Raw genomic sequence first — 18,526 nt, 5'->3', positions numbered from 1 at the left:
CAGCTCTGCCGCTATGATACCATCAATTCGAAAGGTGGAGTGTACTTTTATGAACATCAATTATTCAACAGCGGCCAAGCATCTGGGTTCATCTGCTGTACGCGAAATTCTGAAGCTGACCCAGGGCAAAGATATTATTTCGCTCGCAGGCGGGCTTCCGGGTGAGGATCTTTTTCCCCTGGAAGCGGTTCGTGAAGCTTATACCCGTGTGCTCTCTTCCGATAACACCGTTCTTCAATATGGATTAACAGAAGGCTATGACCCATTACGCGATAAAATTGCGGGACGACTCTCTGCGCAGGGCATTCCGGTGTCCTCCTCGGAGATCGTATTAACTACAGGCTCCCAGCAGGCGATAGATCTGCTATGCAAAATAATACTCGACCCCGGTGACGCCGTCCTCGTGGAAGCCCCGACTTACCTCGCTGCCCTGCAGGTACTGAGCTCCTACCGTGCCGATGTTCATACCGTCACAAGCGATGAAGACGGAATGCTTCCGGACGACCTGGAAGACAAGCTGCGCCGATATCGGCCGAAGCTGTTATATGCCGTCCCTACTTTCAGCAATCCTACGGGTGCAACCTGGAGCGAGGAACGGCGCATTAAAACAGTAGAGCTGTGCCGGCGTTATGGCGTTCTGATTCTGGAAGACAATCCATACGGGGAAATTACATTCGATGAATCCGAAGGGGCCTATCCGCTTTCACTGGCGGCAATCGACAGAAGTTACAATGGCGGTTATTGTGTCGTATACACGGGCACTTTCTCCAAAATCGTCGCCCCCGCCCTGCGCACAGGTTGGATCGTCGGCGACCCTGAGCTGATCAGGACCCTCGCCAAGGCCAAGCAGGCTGCTGACCTGCATTCCAGCACCATCGATCAACGTGCCTTGGATGAGCTACTGCAGGGATTTGATATCGGGAATCATATCCGCCTGATATCCCGCGAATATCATACGCGGATGAAGCTGCTGTCCACTGAGCTCTCCTCACGCGGCTGGGAGGGGGCCCATTTCCGGGAGCCGCAGGGCGGCATGTTTCTGTGGCTAACGCTGTCCCAGGATATTAACGCTGCCGAACTCCTTCCGCTTGCCGTAGACAAAGGAGTCGCATTTGTACCGGGAGAGGTGTTCTATCCCGCACAGCCGATGAGGAACACCATGCGGCTGAACTTCACCCATACGCCTCCGCAGCTGGTTCCGCTTGCCGTACAGCGCTTGGAGGAAGCTCTGATTATGTATCAACAACGTCTTCTTATATAAGTTGAACTAAAGAATACCGGCTCAAAACCAAAATCAGCGGTTGACCGATCGTGAATCAAGCGACTAAGGGTTCGGAGCGGCCCTCCGATCGCTAGGTGAAAACTATCGTAACTCCAGAATCCCGTAGGGCCCTCCGCTGTGTTGGCGTGTTATTAAATAACGGGAATTTCTCCTCTTAATGGAGACGTAACTCTCCCACGAAATGAATTAACGGGAATTTCTCCCTCTAATGTGAGTGTTCGCCTCATTATGGCCGGATTAGTGGTATAAATTCCCTTTAATTCTCTAAAAAACGGTTTATTGCCTGAATTAAAGGGAGTTTTTCCTGCTAATGCTCATACGCCAAGGCAAGGCCAGTAAACCAAAGAGCAAAGCTTGAGATGGACCTGAAGGGTTACGCTGAACCGAGCAGAGAGGACGGAACGATTGCCGAAAAGCGGCAGCGGTCGCATGGGTCTCCGGATTTCAACCGCGGACAGCGGTACACATCAAGAAATCTGGAGATGGGCAGCGGCCGGAAGTCCAACATTCACTGTAGTTAGCGAGTAAATCCATTTTAGAAAATTCATAAGTTCATCTTATATAGTTTAAAATAGATCCCTCTTTACAGTATGAAAAATCATTCTCTGAAAAACAAAAAAACGACGTCACCGGTATTACCGGAAATGACGTCGTTGTTGTAATAATCTGCATATAAGTTAAAGTTGTCAGTTAGGAAAGTTTGTCGTAAGCCGGGTTCTGTGCTCGTCGTGGTTCATACGGGAACTACCCTCCCACCATAAGCGACAATCATCTATCTAGGCCATACATTACTGCACAGCTCCAGCGACCAACCTAGACGCGCCTCAGGCAAAGGCTGCTTCTTCCCGTAAAGGATCAGCGGCGTCTCATTAGGTCTTGCTCCAGATGGGGTTTACCAGGAACGAAGTCACCAGCGTTCCTCGGGGTCTCTTACACCTCGGTTCCATCCTTGCCTGTGCCGCTCCCTAAAGAGCAGCCATCGGCGGTCCATTTCTGTGGCACTATCCTTCGGCTCGCGCCGACTGGACGTTATCCAGCACCCTGCCTTATGGAGCCCGGACTTTCCTCCCGTGACGCTTGAACGTCACCGGCGATTGTCTGTCAAACTTTCCGAACAACATTGTATATTATACAGGGATTCGAGGGGGGAAACAAGAGTAAAATGGAGGGAAATCAGCCTCTTTCTCCTGTTTACAGAAACCGGAAAGGCTCTGTATTAACCTTAGAGGCATGTACAGAAGTTCCGTACTTATGCTCGGCCAGCTTGCCTGCCATCCATTCCCGCACTTTTTCCTTCATGATCTTCTCTGCGTTATGTCCAGGATCAATCAGAGCGATGCCGGCCAGTAAAGCGTCCTGCGCGGTATGGTAATCTATATCCCCGGTAACCAGCACATCCGCGCCGCGAAAGATTGCGCTGTTATAGAACTTTCCGCCTGAACCCCCGAGCACAGCCGCTTTGCGGATTGGGCGGTCCAAGTCGCCAACGACGCGCACCTTATCTACATCGAGCCCTGATTTGACCCTGTCCACAAACTGCCCCAGTGTCACCGGCTCCGCAAGTTTTCCTACCCGACCAAGGCCGAAGCTTCTACCCTTAAGATCCATTGAATACAAATCGTAGGCAACCTCTTCATAAGGATGGGCTTTAAGCATAGCCTGAACGACCTTGTTCCGGATACCCAGCGGGACAATGGTTTCAATGCGGATTTCTTCCGCCCGTTCCATTTTACCCTGTTCCCCAATGAAAGGGTTTGTCCCCTCCTGGGGAATAAAAGTGCCGTAACCCTCAATATTGAAGCTGCAATGGCTGTAATTGCCGATCCGGCCCGCTCCGGCATTCAGGATGGCATCCAGTACCTTTTGATGATGATCCTTGGGCACAAAGACAACCAGCTTGGACAGCTGCTCCGTATGAATATCCTTGATCGGAGCCCCGTTCTCAATTCCCAGAGCCTCTGCCATCCAGTCATTCATCCCGTCCTCGGTGACATCCAGGTTGGTATGGCTGATGTATACGGCAATATCATTCTTAATCAGCTTCTCGTAGAGTTTGCCTGCCGGTGTATCGGTCTGAATGCCCTGCAGCGGCCGAAAAATAATCGCATGATGCGCAATAATGAGATTGCAGCCGAGCGCAATCGCCTCTTCCGCCACTTCATCGTTTACATCGAGCGCAACCAGCACGCCTGTAATCTCCTTCTGAAGGGTTCCCAGCTGAAGCCCGATTTTGTCTCCTTCCTCGGCCACATGCTTTGGAGCCAGCTGCTCCATATATTGAATTACAGTTTGTCCTTTGGCAAGCATTGCAGCACCTCCGTAATTTCCTGAATCCGGGCCCGGATAGCCATCCGTTTGTCTTCGGCCGATTCCAGCTCCGAGCGGGAAAGAGAGGTCAAAATACTTTCCAGCTTCGATATTTCACCTTCCCATTTGTTGACAAAAGCAGCATTGGGAGATTTAAGCAGCCACGGTCCCATCTGAAGCAGGAGATCACGTCCGCATTTTACGGTACCGGTACCCGCATCAAGCATCAGCGGTTCGTATAAACTTTCATTCGACAGGTCAGTGCCTCCAACCTCAGGTACGGCTGTAAGCACCTCATAAATCTTGCCGTCTTCCTCCACAATATTCTCCGAGATCAGCACCCAGCCATTGTCCAGCAGCCAGCGCCGCAGGATGTCCTCTCCGACATTCGGCTGCAGCGCCAAGACTGCCACACCCTGCAGCTTCCCCATGGCCAGTCCACGTTTCAAAATCGAAGCGATCAGCGATCCGCCCATCCCGGCAATCGTGATGCAGTCCACCTCTCCCGGCTCCAGCACTTCCAGTCCATCGCCGCGTCTCACGGATATTACGTTTCCTTGACCGGCTGCCGCCACTGCCTTGCTGGCAGCGTCATAAGGCCCCGGGTTTACTTCACCCGCAACGGCAAATACGGCTCTTCCGCTTTCAACCGCTGCAATTGGCAGCAAAGCATGATCTGAGCCTATATCCGCGAATCTGCAACCAGCAGGAATCTTCTCCAGTAAAAGCTGTAATCTGTTCGATAATTTAGTATTGTTCATGAAGCCACCCACGCAATCCATTTTTTTCGAAATAAGAACAGCAGCGCCAAGCCTGCCGCGATTTTTAATATTAGCATTAACGAAACCCACTGCGGATAATCTTGTCTCAGCAAAAGACTGTCGAGCTCCGGCATCATCCAAATGGTTGCCCCCACGGCGAAATAAACCCCGGAAATCCCTTTAACCCGGTGGTGCAGAAGCCAGCTTAGCCATATCATCAGCACACATAGAGGAAGCCAGAGGAGCTCCAGCTCCATTACAGATGCCTCAGGCCGGACCTCCCCGAAGAACCCTGCATACAGCAGCGCCCAAAAGCCAAAACCGCAATACTGCAGCAGACCGATTCGAAGCACATATCCAAGAATAACCCACAATACTCCGCACGCCCCAACCAAAATCGGCTTCCAAAACTCGGGGTCCAGATCATGAAGCGAAATCATCCACATCCCGAATCCAAGCGTCAGAATACTGCCGATCCCGGCCAGCATAAGGCTGATCACCCTTTGCCGTTCCCGCAATACCCCGGAATAGCCATAACAAACGAGCAGCACGGATAACGCTGTAGCAAGTTGCAAACCCCAGGGAAAAACGCTAAAATAAAAACTAATCAAGAAAATCAAGGAAATAATTCCAAAACCAAACAGCCATATTTTAATGCTTCCCTGTTGTAGATTGTGCAGAGAAATCGGATTGTTATCTTTCGTCGCAGCTTCGTCGTCATAGAGGTTGGTTAAGAAATCGCAGTACTGCTCCGGCAGCAGCCTATTCTTTCTCCAATATTGAATCTCTCTTAATATGATGTCGCGTTTCTCCAAATTCAACGGCTTATCCCTCTTTTCAGGCCTACAAAGTCTAAGATAAACATTGTAAACGAAAAGAACCTCCTGCCACTGTGCAGCAGAAGGTTCAGTTAATAATTACTATTCGAGGAAATCCTTAAGCCGTTTACTGCGGCTTGGGTGGCGCAGCTTCCGCAGCGCTTTGGCTTCGATCTGGCGAATCCGTTCCCGGGTAACGCCGAATACTTTACCGACCTCTTCGAGTGTTCTCGTACGTCCGTCATCAAGTCCAAAGCGCAGGCGAAGCACGTTCTCTTCCCGCTCGGTAAGCGTGTCCAGCACATCCTCCAGCTGTTCCTTCAGCAATTCATAAGCAGCGGCATCCGCCGGAGCCAATGCTTCCTGGTCCTCAATGAAATCTCCCAAATGTGAATCATCTTCTTCGCCAATCGGCGTTTCCAGCGATACCGGCTCTTGAGCAATTTTCATGATTTCTCTGACTTTTTCTACGGTCAATTCCATCTCAGCCGCAATTTCTTCCGGCGAGGGTTCACGACCGAGCTCTTGGAGCAGCTGACGGGAGACACGGATCAGCTTGTTAATCGTCTCTACCATGTGCACCGGAATTCGGATTGTCCGTGCCTGATCCGCAATAGCGCGGGTAATGGCCTGACGGATCCACCATGTGGCATAGGTACTGAATTTAAAGCCTTTGTTGTGGTCAAATTTCTCAACCGCTTTGATCAGGCCCATATTTCCTTCCTGAATGAGATCAAGGAAGAGCATGCCGCGCCCGACATAACGCTTGGCGATACTGACCACGAGCCGCAGATTCGCTTCTGCCAACCGGCGCTTTGCTTCTTCGTCGCCATTCTTGATCCGCATGGCCAGCTCAACTTCATCATCAGCCGACAATAGCGGTACACGGCCAATTTCCTTCAAATACATGCGAACGGGGTCGTTAATCTTAATGCCTGGCGGCAATGACAAATCGTCGTCAAAGCTAAATTCTTCGTTGTCGTTTCCTTCATTATCCTCGCTCTGGCGGAGAGTCGTTACTTCCTCGTCATTCTCATTAACAACCTCAATTCCGAGGTCGCTCAATTGCTCGTAGAATTCCTCCATTTGCTCAGGGTCTTGATCAAACGGCGACAATTTCTCCATAATATCTTTGTAATTCAATGATGATCTTTTCTTGCCATGCTCAATAAGCTGATCTTTGACCTGGTCCAGTGTAAATTCGGCTTCCAGTTCAGTATGCTGATCGTTCGCCATAATTCGACTCCCTCCTCCCTAGGTAAATCCTGTCAACGTTTCATTGTCTTTCTAGGGCTATAATCTCACTTGCTATTTGTGCCGCACGCAAAAAATCTCCGTTTTTTTCAGCTCCGATCATCTCTTCCCGCTTCTGTTCCATCCTGCGCTGCAGAGGAAATCTCCGCACTTCTCGAATACAATCGTCCAGAACCTGTACATTCCAACCCGGTGGTGTATCCATCATGGAAATCGAAGTTGCGGTCTTCTCTAAGCGATCATCCTGAAGTGATGATAGAAACCGGCTAATATCCGGTGGTTTGCCTTGCGCGTAATAGGCGTATAGATAAGCAGCAATTGCCGCATGATCATCGATGTTAAAATCTTCCCCGAGGCGTTCGCCCACATAGCTGGCGGCTTCCGGGTCCTGCAGCATAAAGGACAATAAACGCCGTTCTGCGACATGATAAGCAGGCAGCAAAGTCGGAGTCTGCACATGCCCTTTTTTATGCCTACCATTATTCCACCTTTTATCGTTATTATCCCCTTCGGGAATGTTTTTTTGCATCGATGCCCTAAGCAGGTTGCAGTCCTGCTTCAAACTGTCGTAAGACAAGTTCAGCTCAGAAGCAATTTCCCTTAGATAAACCTCTCTCTCTGTTGAAGAATGCAAGGAGGCAATAATCTCTAACGCTTCTTTTGCATAGGCGATTTTGCCGTCTTCCTCTAGGAGTATATGGTTTTTTTTCAGATATATAAGCTTAAATTTCACCGTTGAAACCGCGGACTCAATAACTTGTTCCCTGAATCTGTCCCCGCCGTAGCGGGATACGAATTCGTCGGGGTCAAGCCCGCTTGGCAGCACCGCGATCTTGACGCGCAGGCCGTTTCCCTCAAGCAGTGGTATAGCCTTCATGGCTGCGGCTTGTCCCGCCCGGTCACCATCATAAGACAAAAGAATTTCATCAGCCATACTCTTCATAAGCGCTATATGGTTCTCTGTCAGTGAGGTTCCCATGGTTGCTACGCCGTTATGCACCCCTGACTCCCAAGCCGAAATGACATCCCCGAATCCTTCGAATAAAACGATTTGCCGCGTTTTGCGGATGGATGCTTTGGATTGGTGCAGATTGTACAAAATACGGCTTTTGTTAAAAAGCTTGCTCTCCGGGGAATTCAAATATTTAGGCTGACCTTCCCCAAGAATTCTTCCGGCAAAAGCGATTACCTTGCCTGTACGGTTATGAATCGGAAAGATAACCCTGCCGCGAAAACGGTCAATAAACCCTTTCCCTTCACCCCTCGCAGACAGTAGACCGCCCTTCTCCATCTCAGCAAGATCAAAATTTCGTTTCTCCAGAAACTGAAGCAGTGTATCCCAACGGTCCGGAGCATATCCGATCTGGAACTTTTCAATCATTTTGTCGCTGAAGTTCCGGGATCTTAAATAATCCATTGCGGCTGTGCCGTGCTCCGTATTCTTCAGCAGGTAATGATAGAACTTTGCAGACCATTCGTAAGCTTGAAGCAGCCGGTCACGTTCAGGGTCGGGCGGAGACAGCATGCCTCCTCCTTTTCCCTCGGGAATGGGAATGTCACTTTCCTCGGCCATTATTTTCACTGCTTCGGGGAAGGTTAATCCTTCGATTTCCATCCTGAATTTGATGGCATTTCCACCCATACCGCAGCTGAAACAATGAAACACTCCTCGGTCCGGAGTAACAGTGAAGGAAGGGGTTTTTTCCGAATGGAACGGGCAGAGGCCCCATAAATATTTCCCCCGCTTGGTCAAATGGACAACCTTGCCGACGGTTTCGGCAATCTCATGCCGAGCCAGCACGCTCTCGATAACCTCTTCCGGAATATTACCGTGTCCGCTAGCCACTTCAACCACCTTCATCTCTTAACAAATAAATATAATTCGCTATTGCTGCACATTCTCCTGCAAAACCGTTAAAAGTTTTGTCAGTTTATGTTGAAAAAAATTCTTTTCCGCCACAGTTATCGATTTCGGGCCTTTGGAATAGTGGCCGCGCCTTCGCTCGACTGCCCTTGCATGCCTGCCTTCCAGCATAAAATCCATTGTAGAATCCTCATACGTCTGGCCCCGAAAGGAGAGTACACTGCAGCGTTTACCCAGCGCCAGCGCCGCCAAACCATAATCCTGTGTCAGTACAATATCTCCAGGCGTAATATGATTTGCGATATAAAGATCAGCACTCTGATCCCCACGGTCCACCTGGACTACGGTAACACCTTCTTCAGCTTTTAGAGCATGATCGTAAGATGAAACCATTAAAACCGGAATGCCAAAGCTGCGGGCGGCGGCTGCAATCTCTTTTTTGACCGGACAGGCGTCCCCATCCACTACTATGGTTCTTCCCTGAGCCCTTTCCATGAGTATCACCGATTTCCCGTGTAATATATATACGCGCTGCTGATATGAAATCCTTCTTTGAAAAGCATAATACGGAACGGATGTCAAAGAGACGCATTGGCACCGTTCCGTATATTTATACCCTAAACCATCAATCTATACCATGTCAGGTCCAAATTTCGTAAAAAATTCGTGCAAAACCCCTCTTACCAGACCAGCTTGCCAAAATCTGCGAAGGCTTTAGTATCGCCATTAATGCCGGCCAGCAGGGCAAGCCGGTTAGTACGAACCTTTTCATCCTCCGCCATAACCATGACCTTATCGAAGAATCCGGTAACTGCATCCTGTAATCCGGAAAGTAAACGAAGCGCCTCATCGCCATTTCTTGCAGATAATGCTTCATGATACGGGGCGTGAAGGGACTGCCAGGTTTCGTACAGCTTCACTTCGGCCTCATCTGTAAACAAGGATGGATCGATAGCTCCGTCATTCGACGCTTTGGCGGCTAAATTACTGACCCGGTTAAAGGAATCTACCGTGATTTTGAAGTCTTCTCGGGTCTGGACAGCATCACTCAGGGCGCGGCTTCTGGCCACCACAGCCACTACATCATCATAGCCCGCGCCAATAACTGCATCCACAACATCGTAGCTTACATTATCCGACAACAGACGTTTTACACGAAGTCCAAAGAATTCGTACAGGTTAATACGCAATTCACCAGCAGAATGTTTCATATTACGTGAATTTTCATGAACCTCGAGGGCAGCTTCGAAAATTTCCTGCAGGCCAATCGAAAGTTTATGCTCCAATACGATTTGCACAATCCCCGCAGCCTGTCGGCGCAGTGCATAAGGGTCCTGCGAACCCGTAGGAATGATCCCGATCGAGAAGCAGCCAACGATGGTGTCGATTTTGTCGGCAATACTGACTACATAGCCAGCTTCAGTGGAAGGCATATCATCTCCGGCAAAACGCGGCTGATAGTGCTCGAATATGGCTTTTGCAACAGTATCCGTCTCTCCGGCTTTACGGGCATAATCCTCACCCATTGTTCCTTGAAGCTCAGGGAATTCATAAACCATTTGTGTAACAAGGTCGAATTTGCAGATTTCAGCGGTACGGTTAACCTCGGAAACTGTGGTTTCCGGGAGTGCAAGCTTGGCTGCCAAAGCATCGGCAATCTTCCCGATACGCCGTACCTTGTCCCCGATACTGCCCAACTCTTCGTGATACACGATATTTTCCAGCTTAGCCAGTGCATCCGAAATCTTAAGCTTCTGATCTTCCTGATAGAAGAACTTGGCGTCCGACAGACGGGCACGCAGCACCTTTTCGTTGCCTTTGGCAATAACATCCAGGGATACAGCATTTCCGTTTCGCACCGTTACGAAGTAAGGCAGCAGCTTGCCTGCAGCATCCAGTACCGGGAAATAGCGCTGATGCTCGCGCATCGAGGTAATGAGCACATCCTGCGGAATGTTCAAGAAAGAAGGATCGAAGGTGCCGAAGAGTACGGTCGGCGTTTCCACCAGAAACAGCACCTCTTCCAGCAAATCTTCTTTTACAGCGATGGTCCAGTCCTTCTCTTCCGCCAGCTTCTTGATCTGTTCGAGAACTAGCTGTTCCCGTTCCTTCACATCTGCAAGCACATGCTGGGCACGCAAGCTCTCAATATACTCCGATGGCTGCGCGATGAGGGTCTCGGCTCCCAGGAAACGATGGCCACGGCTGATATTTCCGGCTTTGACGCCAGTAATCTCAAGATCCACCACATCCATGCCGTAAAGAGCTACCATCCAGCGGATAGGACGAACAAATTTGAAGTCATGGGTGCCCCAACGCATATTTTTCGGAAAGGTCATGGAGCTGACAATGCCGTGAAGTCCTTCAGCAAGAAGGGAAGCCGTCTCCACACCAGCACTGTTTCTGGTGGCATAAATATATTCCACTCCGGCAAGCTCCTTGAATGTGAACTGCTCGGGTGTTACACCCTGACTGCGGGCAAAACCAAGTGCCGCTTTGCTCCATTCTCCCGCTGCGTCCAGCGCAATCTTCCGTGCAGGGCCTTTAACCTCTTCACTTACATCCTCCTGCTTCTCAGCAACATCCTTTACGAGTACCGCAAGACGGCGAGGTGTCGCATAAGCGGTAACTCCGCTATTCGCAATACGTGAGGCTTCAAGCCACTTGGTTGTTCTGTCCTGAAGCTGCTCCATCGCCGCCCGGATAAAGCGCGCAGGGATTTCCTCCAGCCCGATTTCAAACAGCAGGTCTTTAGACATGTTCTGCACCTTCTTTCTTCAGCAGCGGGAAGCCCAGCTTCTCGCGTTCCTCCATATATGTCGCCGCTACCGTCCGGGCAAGATTGCGAACTCTTGTAATAAAACCGGTGCGTTCGGTTACACTGATTGCCCCACGGGCATCCAGCAGGTTGAATGTGTGCGAACATTTCAGTACATAATCATAAGCAGGGAATACAAGGTGATTCTCCATGGCTCTGCGCGCTTCTTCTTCATAGGTATTGAACAATGTGAAAAGCATTTTGACATCGGATACTTCAAATGTATAGGTGGAATGCTCGAATTCCGGCTGATGGAAAACGTCTCCGTACGTAATTCCGTTAACCCATTCCAGATCGAACACATTTTCTTTTTCCTGAATATAAGAGGCAAGCCGTTCCATACCGTATGTAATCTCTACGGCAACCGGATTAGCCTCTATACCGCCGACTTGTTGGAAGTACGTAAACTGCGTAATTTCCATACCATCCAGCCATACTTCCCATCCCAGACCTGCACAGCCCAGGGACGGATTCTCCCAGTTGTCCTCTACAAAACGAATGTCGTGCAGAAGCGGATCCACACCGAGCGCTTTCAGACTATCCAGATAGATTTCCTGAATGTTATCCGGCGACGGCTTGATAATCACCTGAAACTGATGATGCTGGTACAAACGGTTAGGGTTTTCTCCGTAGCGTCCGTCCGATGGACGGCGTGAAGGCTCCACATATGCGACCTTCCAAGGCTCGGGTCCAAGCGACCGCAAGAAAGTCATGGGGTTCATCGTGCCCGCCCCTTTTTCGGTATCGTACGGCTGGACGATAATGCAGTTGTGTTCTGCCCAAAACTGCTGCAGCGTCAAAATCATCTGCTGAAAATTCATAGTACCGGCTCCTTCGCTTTTCACAAGTTTTTTGCACGGCGGCGTCTCTCTATTTCCGGAGCAGAATTCTGTAAAAACAGACTTTGCCACAGATCAAAAAGCTCCCGCCCCCATGCCTGATAAACAGACATAGGGACGAGAGCTTAACATTCTCCCGCGGTTCCACCCTACTTGATTTCGCCCTTGCGCCGGCGGAAGCTTCTGCCGATCATCAAAATTGCGAAAATCCACTTTTCACTGCCGTATACGCGCTCCCGGGTGCCCTGTTCATGAACGTTGTCCTACCAGGCTTCCACTGCCCCCGGCTCGCTGAATCCGAACGAAAGTTCACTACTTTCCCGATCACTGCACGTCTCTCCATAAGCTGGAGCAACAACGGCTGACTTATTTCACTTTAAGAAACTGTTCCTATAGTAACGGAATTTTGTCGATTCGTCAAATATTATACCTGTCCAGCTGGTCTAAAAAATTCAGCGATTTCAGACGCAGTCCGAGCTGCATATCCATGATTGCTCTCATAACCTTTTTCAATTCCAAACGGGTATCCTCTTTCACGTCCACATTCCCGAGCCTTGTCAGATCAAGCCTTGCGAACAGTCGCAACAGCTTGAGCGCACGCGGAGAAATATCCATGGCCGGAGGATCATTATGCTTGCAACTCCGGCAGAGCACCCCGCCAAGGCGGGGACTGAGCAGCAGTTGATCGTCCGGCTTGTCACGGCCGCACACCACACAGTTATCCAGCTGTGGCGCGTAGCCAGCTGCCTGAAGGATCTTCATCTCGAATACATTAATAATGACCCCGGGCTCTTTTCCTTCCTCCAATGCATTCAGACATGCAGCAAGCTGACGGAACCAGAAGCTGCCGGTTTCTTCGTCATGGAGCACCCGGTCCAGCAGCTCACAAGCATAGGAGGAATAGGCGGCTTTCACCAAGTCCTCACGCAGCGAATGATGAGACTGACTAATCTCACCGGAATTCAGCGTCCCCAGTCCGCCGTTATTTCTGAAAAAAACAAATTGTCCGACGGTAAACGGCTGAATCAGCGCAGCATGGCGGCTTTTCGCCTTCTTGGCACCTCGCACCAGAACCCCTACCTTACCGGCGTTCTCGGTGCAAAGCGTAATGATTGCGTTCCCCTCGCCGTAGTCCATGCTGCGGATGACGATCCCTTCCACCCTGTGTAGCATGCCTCATCCCCCAACCATTGGGCAAGCAACCAGTCCTTACTGCGCTTCTTCATCATAATCCTTCTCATCCTCCACCAGCGGTCCCACGACTTCTGAGAACGGCTCGCCGGCTTGCTTGTACAGCAGATACGCATCGACATCTCCAGTCATTGCAAAATACTTCCACGAAAAGTCTCGCATTCGTATTCATCCTTTCTTCGGAAACACGATGTCTCTCGAAATTAGGATGTGCGATGATCCAGGTTCTATCCTTGCAATTCCTGCCAGTGCCACCGGTAAGGATTAAAGATCTTTATGGAAGCCCAAATCACGCAGTACGCGATCCTGATTGCGCCAATCTTTTTTCACTTTGACCCATAATTCCAAAAAAATTTTGGACCCGAGCAAATTCTCGATATCCGTACGCGCCCGTCTTCCCACTTCCTTAAGCAGCGACCCCTGCTTGCCGATAATAATTCCCTTCTGGGAATCACGCTCAACGAAAATAACTGCAGAAACATGGACTACGCCATTTGGCTCGAGGCGCATATCTTCGATGGCAACAGCAATGGAATGGGGCACTTCTTCCCGGGTCATATGCAATATTTTCTCACGAATCAGTTCCGCGATGACAAATTGCTCCGGATGATCGGTAATCTGATCCTCAGGATAATATTGCGGTCCTTCCGGCAAGTATTTCTGGAGCTGATCCAGCAGCGTATTTACATTGCTGCCGAACTTGGCGGAAACCGGGATGATTTCGGCAAAATCATGCAGCTTGCGATACTCCGCCATCAACGGCAGCAGAGCTTCAGGCTCCAGCTTGTCTATTTTGTTCAACACGAGGATGACCGGTGTTTTGAGACCAGCCATCTGTTCTGCAATATAACGGTCTCCGCCGCCGAGTCCTTCCGCTGCGTCGACAAGGAACAAAACAGCCTCTACTTCACCCAATGTGCTGAGTGCTGTGTTGTTCATGTAGTCACCCAACTTGGACTGCCGTTTATGAATCCCCGGTGTATCCAGAAAAACAATCTGTGATTGATTGTTCGTGTATACGCCATGAATTTTGTTCCTTGTTGTTTGCGGTTTATCCGACATGATGGCGATCTTCTGTCCGATAACCTGGTTCATCAATGTCGATTTACCTACGTTCGGTCTGCCGACGATAGCCACAAACCCTGATTTGAATTTCATATGATCTTCCTTCCAAAGATGTTTTCGATCCCCCTAAATCCCCCTTAGCCAAGGGGGACCCCAAGGGCCCCGGCCCTCTGGACACCCGGAAAGGGGCGTACCTGCGACGGACGGTGCGTTGAAGGGTGGTTTTGTGCCAGGAGCGCTTACGTTCCCTGCGGGAACACGCTTTACTTCGGTGCTGCTAAAGACGGAGCTGGGTGCTGCTGGCACCCTAAGCAACGCAACGGGATGTTGAGTCGTGCTGGCAGGCGCTGGCGGCTGTGCCGCATCGCTTGCGTCAGTGCAAACTACAGTGGATAGAGAGGCGCTGGCGGCTGTGCCGCATCGCTTACGTTTGCGCTAAAACAACAGATGGCTCCCGTTGATTGTTTTTCCGACTTAATTGTATTTTGTACAATAAAATGATCCCGAATCACCAATTATAAGAACTAAACTGCATTCTGTGCAATTATATTGCTCACCAAGAGCCGTTTATAGACTATATCGAAAATATAATTGCGCTTTTTGCAATTAAAAGTGACTTTTGATGATATGGGAGGATTATAGCTGCACATTGTGCAATTAAGAGACCACTCCACTCTACTCAACTCAACTCCGCACTCCACAAATCCTGCTCTTGCTTACTCCCAGGGCCTTGCTTAGTCCGGGGCTTGTCCTTGTTCCAGTTCTGCGGGGCCGAAGGCGCCGGGAAGCAGGTCGCGTACGGTAGTCTCCCGGATGTCACCCTTCAAATTGCCGAGGATAACCTTCATGTCGGGGTGACATAATTCAATCATAACTTGACGGCATATGCCGCAGGGCGACACAGGCTCATCGGTGTCAGCGATAACGGCGATCGCTTTGAAGGTTCCGGCTTTGTGGCCGTCCGCAATGGCACGGAATAATGCGGTCCGTTCGGCACAATTGGTTGGGCCGTAAGCAGCATTTTCCACATTGCAGCCGTGATGCACATGTCCGTCCTGGTCCAGCAACGCAGCTCCGACTCCGAAACGGGAATAAGGGATATATGCTTTGGAACGTGCTTTTATCGCTTCCTGAAGTAGTAAAGCGGAATTCATAGTTGTCCCCCCAAATGTAATATGTGATTATGACACAAGTTCTGCAATCCAGTCCATCACAGGACCGTAAAAAACATATATCCCTGCAATAACAGCAAACACCGCCGTAAGCAGGACGGCGCCTGCGGCGGTATCTTTGGCTGTTTTGGCCAAGGGATGGTCATCCGGCGAGACGAGGTCTACTACCGACTCTATCGCTGTATTAAGCAGCTCGGCAGTCAGTACGAGAGTTATCGCAAGCAGCAGGAGCATCCAGCTAGCCGGAGAAAGCTTGAACATGGCGGCGGCAATAAGGACTACAACAGCAAGTCCGCTATGCACCTTCATATTCAGCTCACTTTTGAACGCACTCGCGATGCCCTGCGCCGCATACCGAAAAGAGTGCCAGAACTTTTTATGCCGGGCCGCCGTGTTCTTGACCATTAGCGCGTCAGCCCGACTTGGGTCAGCACTTTCTCCTGCTTGGACATCATCTCTGCCTCGGAGGCTTCATCCTGATGGTCGTAGCCCAGTAAATGCAGAAATCCGTGAACGAACAGGAATCCCAGCTCGCGCTCCAAGGAATGTCCATATTCCAGTGCCTGCTCCTGGGCACGAGTTACTGAAATAATAATATCTCCAAGGACATTAGGGATTTCTTCCGACTCTTCGCCCTCTTCCACCTCATATATAATTTCAAGTTCGTCCTCCCCGGTCTCGTTCATAGCGAACGAAAGCACATCGGTTGGTCGGTCGATACCGCGGAAATCCCGGTTCAACTCATGAATGCGCTCATTATCCACAAAGGTAAGATCAATCTCTCCTTCATCCACCCCTTCAAGCTCACCGGATTTTTGCAAAAGGGTCTCCAGCAGTGTGATCAGCGTATCACTAATTTCCAGTTCTTCTTGCTCATTGCTCCATATCATCTGCAGGCTCATGCATTTACAGCCCCTTCATCTTTTTTCGGTTTACGCACATCCTCCGGATATTCAATCCGTGAATGAAAAATGCCCATTACCGTTTCTTTCAGCGTACGCGATATGATCTCCAGTTCCTTAATTGTTAAATCACACTCATCGAACTGGTGATCATCGAGCCGGCTCTTGATGATTTTCTCAATCATCGTTTCCACCTGGACCACTGTAGGCTTACGCAGAGAACGGACAGCAGCCTCCACACTGTCAGCGATACCTACAACCGCCGCTTCTTTCGACTGGGCCTTCGGACCCGAATAACGGAAATCCTCTTCCGTGAAGTCAGGCTCACAACCCTTTTCTTCCGCAAGACGCAATGCTTTATGATAAAAATAATGCAGGAATGTTGTTCCATGATGCTGCTCCGCAATGTCGCGGATCGGCTTGGGCAGCTTATACTCCTTCAGCATTTCCACACCATCGCGAGCATGGGCAACAATAATCGATTTACTAAGCTTGGGCTCAATGGAATCATGCGGGTTCTCCATATTGTTCTGATTCTCGATAAAATAAAACGGCCGCTTGGTCTTGCCAATGTCGTGATAATACGATCCCACCCGGCACAGCAGCCCATCTGCTCCGATGGCCTCCGCAGCCGCTTCGGACAAATTCCCGACCATTACACTGTGATGGTAAGTTCCAGGTGTTTCGGTTAACAGCTTGCGCAGCAGCGGGTGGTTCGGATTAGAAAGCTCCACCAGCTTCAACGCGGAGAGAATACCAAAGGTGGCTTCGAAGAACGGCATAAGGCCGATTACCAGCACTGCCGTTAGCAAGCCGCCGGTAAAGGCGAATCCGAGCGCGTAGAGTGTATCTGTCTCCCTCCATGCCCCGCCGCTTAGCAGGGTCAGGATAAAGACCGTCAGCGAACCAAAGAGCGAGACCATGATCCCGCCCTTGAGCAGGGTGGAGCGCTGTCCCGCGCGGTGGGTAGCAAAGATGGCCACATAGGAAACAACAAGGGCAAAGAAACCGAAGGTGAAATCGAATACCGTATTCTGCTGTACGTTTAAAATAATACTGGACAGAATCGCAAACAGAATGGAGCAGAAATAAGCCAATGTCATATCCAGCAGCATGGACACCAGCATAGCCCCTATGGATACAGGCACCAGAAAACCTACATAGGATCTGGCATCACTCTGCAAAAACGTGGCCAGCCGCATGGAGATAATCGTAATTGCAAAGACAAGAACCAGCATCAAAAGCTGGGAGTTATTGTATTTGAATCCCGAGGTTCCGGAGTATCTGATGAACATCAGCAGTCCAAAGGACAGCATGGACACCAGCAGCAGCAATCCGAGCTGCGGCCAGAAATTCACTTCATTTCGCAGCAGATCATTCTCATCCAGAAGCTTGTACAGCTCCGGCGTAATCAGCTGGCCTTTGGCAACCAGCACATCACCCCGCTCAATAAAGACAGTAGGGGTGTTCTCGCGGGCCTGAACTTCTGCTTCCTTGGTAGCATCTTCATCGTAGAACTTGTTGACGGTAATAACCAGCCTCGCCAGTTCCTGTACAACCTCACGGGCAGTACGCTTTGTAAGGGAACTCACACTGACAAGCTCAGCCACTTTGGCCCTGGCGGTCTGGGCATCGGAAATCTGATCGTTCATGAGCCGGATCACGATCTCGCGGGCAACCGGCTTCATTTCAATAATATCCTGGGAGGTCAGCCGCGGTATTTTGATAAAAGTCTCTTCCGGAATCACATAGGCCTGCTCTTCAATCGCGGACTGCATCTCGCCCAGCAAATTCTCGGAATAAGTACCGCTGCTGCGGCTTGAAGCTACAAAGTTTAATATAAAGTCCCTGGCCCGCTGCGGGATTTCCTCCCGGTAAATTCCGGTCTTCTCGCTTTGGGAAATGGAGTCATCCTGATTGAGACGGTCAATGCGGTCCAGCAGTGATGTGACGAGATTCTCGCTGCGGATCGGAATGATCTTATACTTCAGTTGAACCTGTTCCGCTGCTTCCTCCTGAGCCTTCAATGTGGCCTTGTTATCAGGTATTTGCATGGGCGCGGTTATTTCCTTTGCACTATGCGTACCTTCTTTAATATCATACCGCTTCGGCAGCAGATCGGGCGCCAGACTGAAGTAAAACAAAATACCGAGCAGCACAAAGAGAGTATAGCGCGTGACCGCGCTATACTTCCAGCCGCTGTTGCTGTATACGAATCCACTGCGTTTGGATGGTTGCTTTGAGGCCATGAAG

General features: G+C 50.1%; 17 protein-coding genes and 1 other RNA gene. 2 read left to right on the top strand and 16 right to left on the bottom strand.

Annotated elements, in window-relative coordinates:
* The first annotated feature begins 49 nt into the window (after positions 1–49).
* Positions 50–1,261 carry a PLP-dependent aminotransferase family protein gene (locus PaeBR_RS08930; protein WP_410514483.1) on the top strand — a complete coding sequence of 404 codons (1,212 nt, stop codon included), beginning with the start codon at positions 50–52 and terminating at the stop codon, positions 1,259–1,261.
* Between the two features lie 380 nt (positions 1,262–1,641).
* On the top strand, positions 1,642–1,803 hold the full coding sequence (locus tag PaeBR_RS08925; protein WP_410513504.1) for a hypothetical protein: 162 nt from the start codon (positions 1,642–1,644) through the stop codon (positions 1,801–1,803).
* 170 nt (positions 1,804–1,973) lie between these two features.
* Here PaeBR_RS08925 and rnpB read toward each other — a convergent pair.
* The 16 genes from rnpB to PaeBR_RS08845 form a co-directional block, all read right to left on the bottom strand.
* Positions 1,974–2,392: RNase P RNA component class A (gene rnpB, locus PaeBR_RS08920), an RNA gene on the bottom strand.
* Positions 2,393–2,473: 81 nt separating this feature from the next.
* Complete coding sequence (locus tag PaeBR_RS08915; protein WP_410514482.1) at positions 2,474–3,589, bottom strand: Nif3-like dinuclear metal center hexameric protein; 1,116 nt, start codon at positions 3,587–3,589, stop codon at positions 2,474–2,476.
* On the bottom strand, positions 3,565–4,350 hold the full coding sequence (locus PaeBR_RS08910; RefSeq protein WP_410514481.1) for a tRNA (adenine(22)-N(1))-methyltransferase: 786 nt from the start codon (positions 4,348–4,350) through the stop codon (positions 3,565–3,567). Before PaeBR_RS08910 ends, PaeBR_RS08915 begins: the two co-directional genes overlap by 25 nt.
* Positions 4,347–5,171, bottom strand: a complete 825-nt coding sequence (locus PaeBR_RS08905; RefSeq protein WP_410514480.1) for a hypothetical protein — start codon at positions 5,169–5,171, stop codon at positions 4,347–4,349. Before PaeBR_RS08905 ends, PaeBR_RS08910 begins: the two co-directional genes overlap by 4 nt.
* Before the next feature lie 99 nt (positions 5,172–5,270).
* Entirely contained in the window at positions 5,271–6,404 is a 1,134-nt protein-coding gene (gene rpoD, locus PaeBR_RS08900; RefSeq protein WP_410514479.1) for an RNA polymerase sigma factor RpoD, read from the bottom strand.
* Between the two features lie 40 nt (positions 6,405–6,444).
* On the bottom strand, positions 6,445–8,283 hold the full coding sequence (gene dnaG, locus PaeBR_RS08895) for a DNA primase (protein ID WP_410514478.1): 1,839 nt from the start codon (positions 8,281–8,283) through the stop codon (positions 6,445–6,447).
* 24 nt (positions 8,284–8,307) lie between these two features.
* Entirely contained in the window at positions 8,308–8,781 is a 474-nt protein-coding gene (locus tag PaeBR_RS08890) for a DUF188 domain-containing protein (protein ID WP_410514477.1), read from the bottom strand.
* Between the two features lie 185 nt (positions 8,782–8,966).
* The gene (gene glyS, locus PaeBR_RS08885) at positions 8,967–11,045 is read right to left on the bottom strand and encodes a glycine--tRNA ligase subunit beta (RefSeq protein ID WP_410514476.1); all 2,079 of its coding nucleotides are present in this window, start codon (positions 11,043–11,045) and stop codon (positions 8,967–8,969) included.
* Complete coding sequence (gene glyQ / locus PaeBR_RS08880; RefSeq protein ID WP_410514475.1) at positions 11,038–11,925, bottom strand: glycine--tRNA ligase subunit alpha; 888 nt, start codon at positions 11,923–11,925, stop codon at positions 11,038–11,040. Before glyQ ends, glyS begins: the two co-directional genes overlap by 8 nt.
* 435 nt (positions 11,926–12,360) lie before the next feature.
* Positions 12,361–13,116 (bottom strand): DNA repair protein RecO, encoded by a 756-nt coding sequence (gene recO, locus PaeBR_RS08875; protein ID WP_410514474.1) that lies wholly within the window; start codon positions 13,114–13,116, stop codon positions 12,361–12,363.
* 36 nt (positions 13,117–13,152) lie between these two features.
* On the bottom strand, positions 13,153–13,296 hold the full coding sequence (locus PaeBR_RS08870) for a YqzL family protein (RefSeq protein ID WP_410514473.1): 144 nt from the start codon (positions 13,294–13,296) through the stop codon (positions 13,153–13,155).
* A gap of 102 nt (positions 13,297–13,398) precedes the next feature.
* Entirely contained in the window at positions 13,399–14,292 is an 894-nt protein-coding gene (era, locus tag PaeBR_RS08865; RefSeq protein ID WP_410514472.1) for a GTPase Era, read from the bottom strand.
* 641 nt (positions 14,293–14,933) lie between these two features.
* On the bottom strand, positions 14,934–15,353 hold the full coding sequence (gene cdd, locus PaeBR_RS08860; RefSeq protein ID WP_410514471.1) for a cytidine deaminase: 420 nt from the start codon (positions 15,351–15,353) through the stop codon (positions 14,934–14,936).
* A 27-nt stretch (positions 15,354–15,380) separates the two neighbouring features.
* A complete protein-coding gene (locus PaeBR_RS08855) occupies positions 15,381–15,776 on the bottom strand; it encodes a diacylglycerol kinase family protein (RefSeq protein ID WP_410514470.1) in 396 nt (131 codons plus the stop codon).
* Positions 15,776–16,273, bottom strand: coding sequence for an rRNA maturation RNase YbeY (ybeY, locus tag PaeBR_RS08850; protein WP_410514469.1), 498 nt, complete (start codon positions 16,271–16,273; stop codon positions 15,776–15,778). The genes PaeBR_RS08855 and ybeY overlap by 1 nt, the downstream gene beginning before the upstream one ends.
* A complete protein-coding gene (locus tag PaeBR_RS08845; RefSeq protein WP_410514468.1) occupies positions 16,270–18,522 on the bottom strand; it encodes an HD family phosphohydrolase in 2,253 nt (750 codons plus the stop codon). The genes ybeY and PaeBR_RS08845 overlap by 4 nt, the downstream gene beginning before the upstream one ends.
* Between the last annotated feature and the right edge of the window lie 4 nt (positions 18,523–18,526).

It is taken from the genome of Paenibacillus sp. BR2-3, from assembly GCF_046529485.1.
Taxonomy (GTDB): domain Bacteria; phylum Bacillota; class Bacilli; order Paenibacillales; family Paenibacillaceae; genus Paenibacillus_AQ.
Note: the sequence above shows the minus strand (reverse complement) of the source record. Positions and strands in the feature narration are given on the sequence as shown.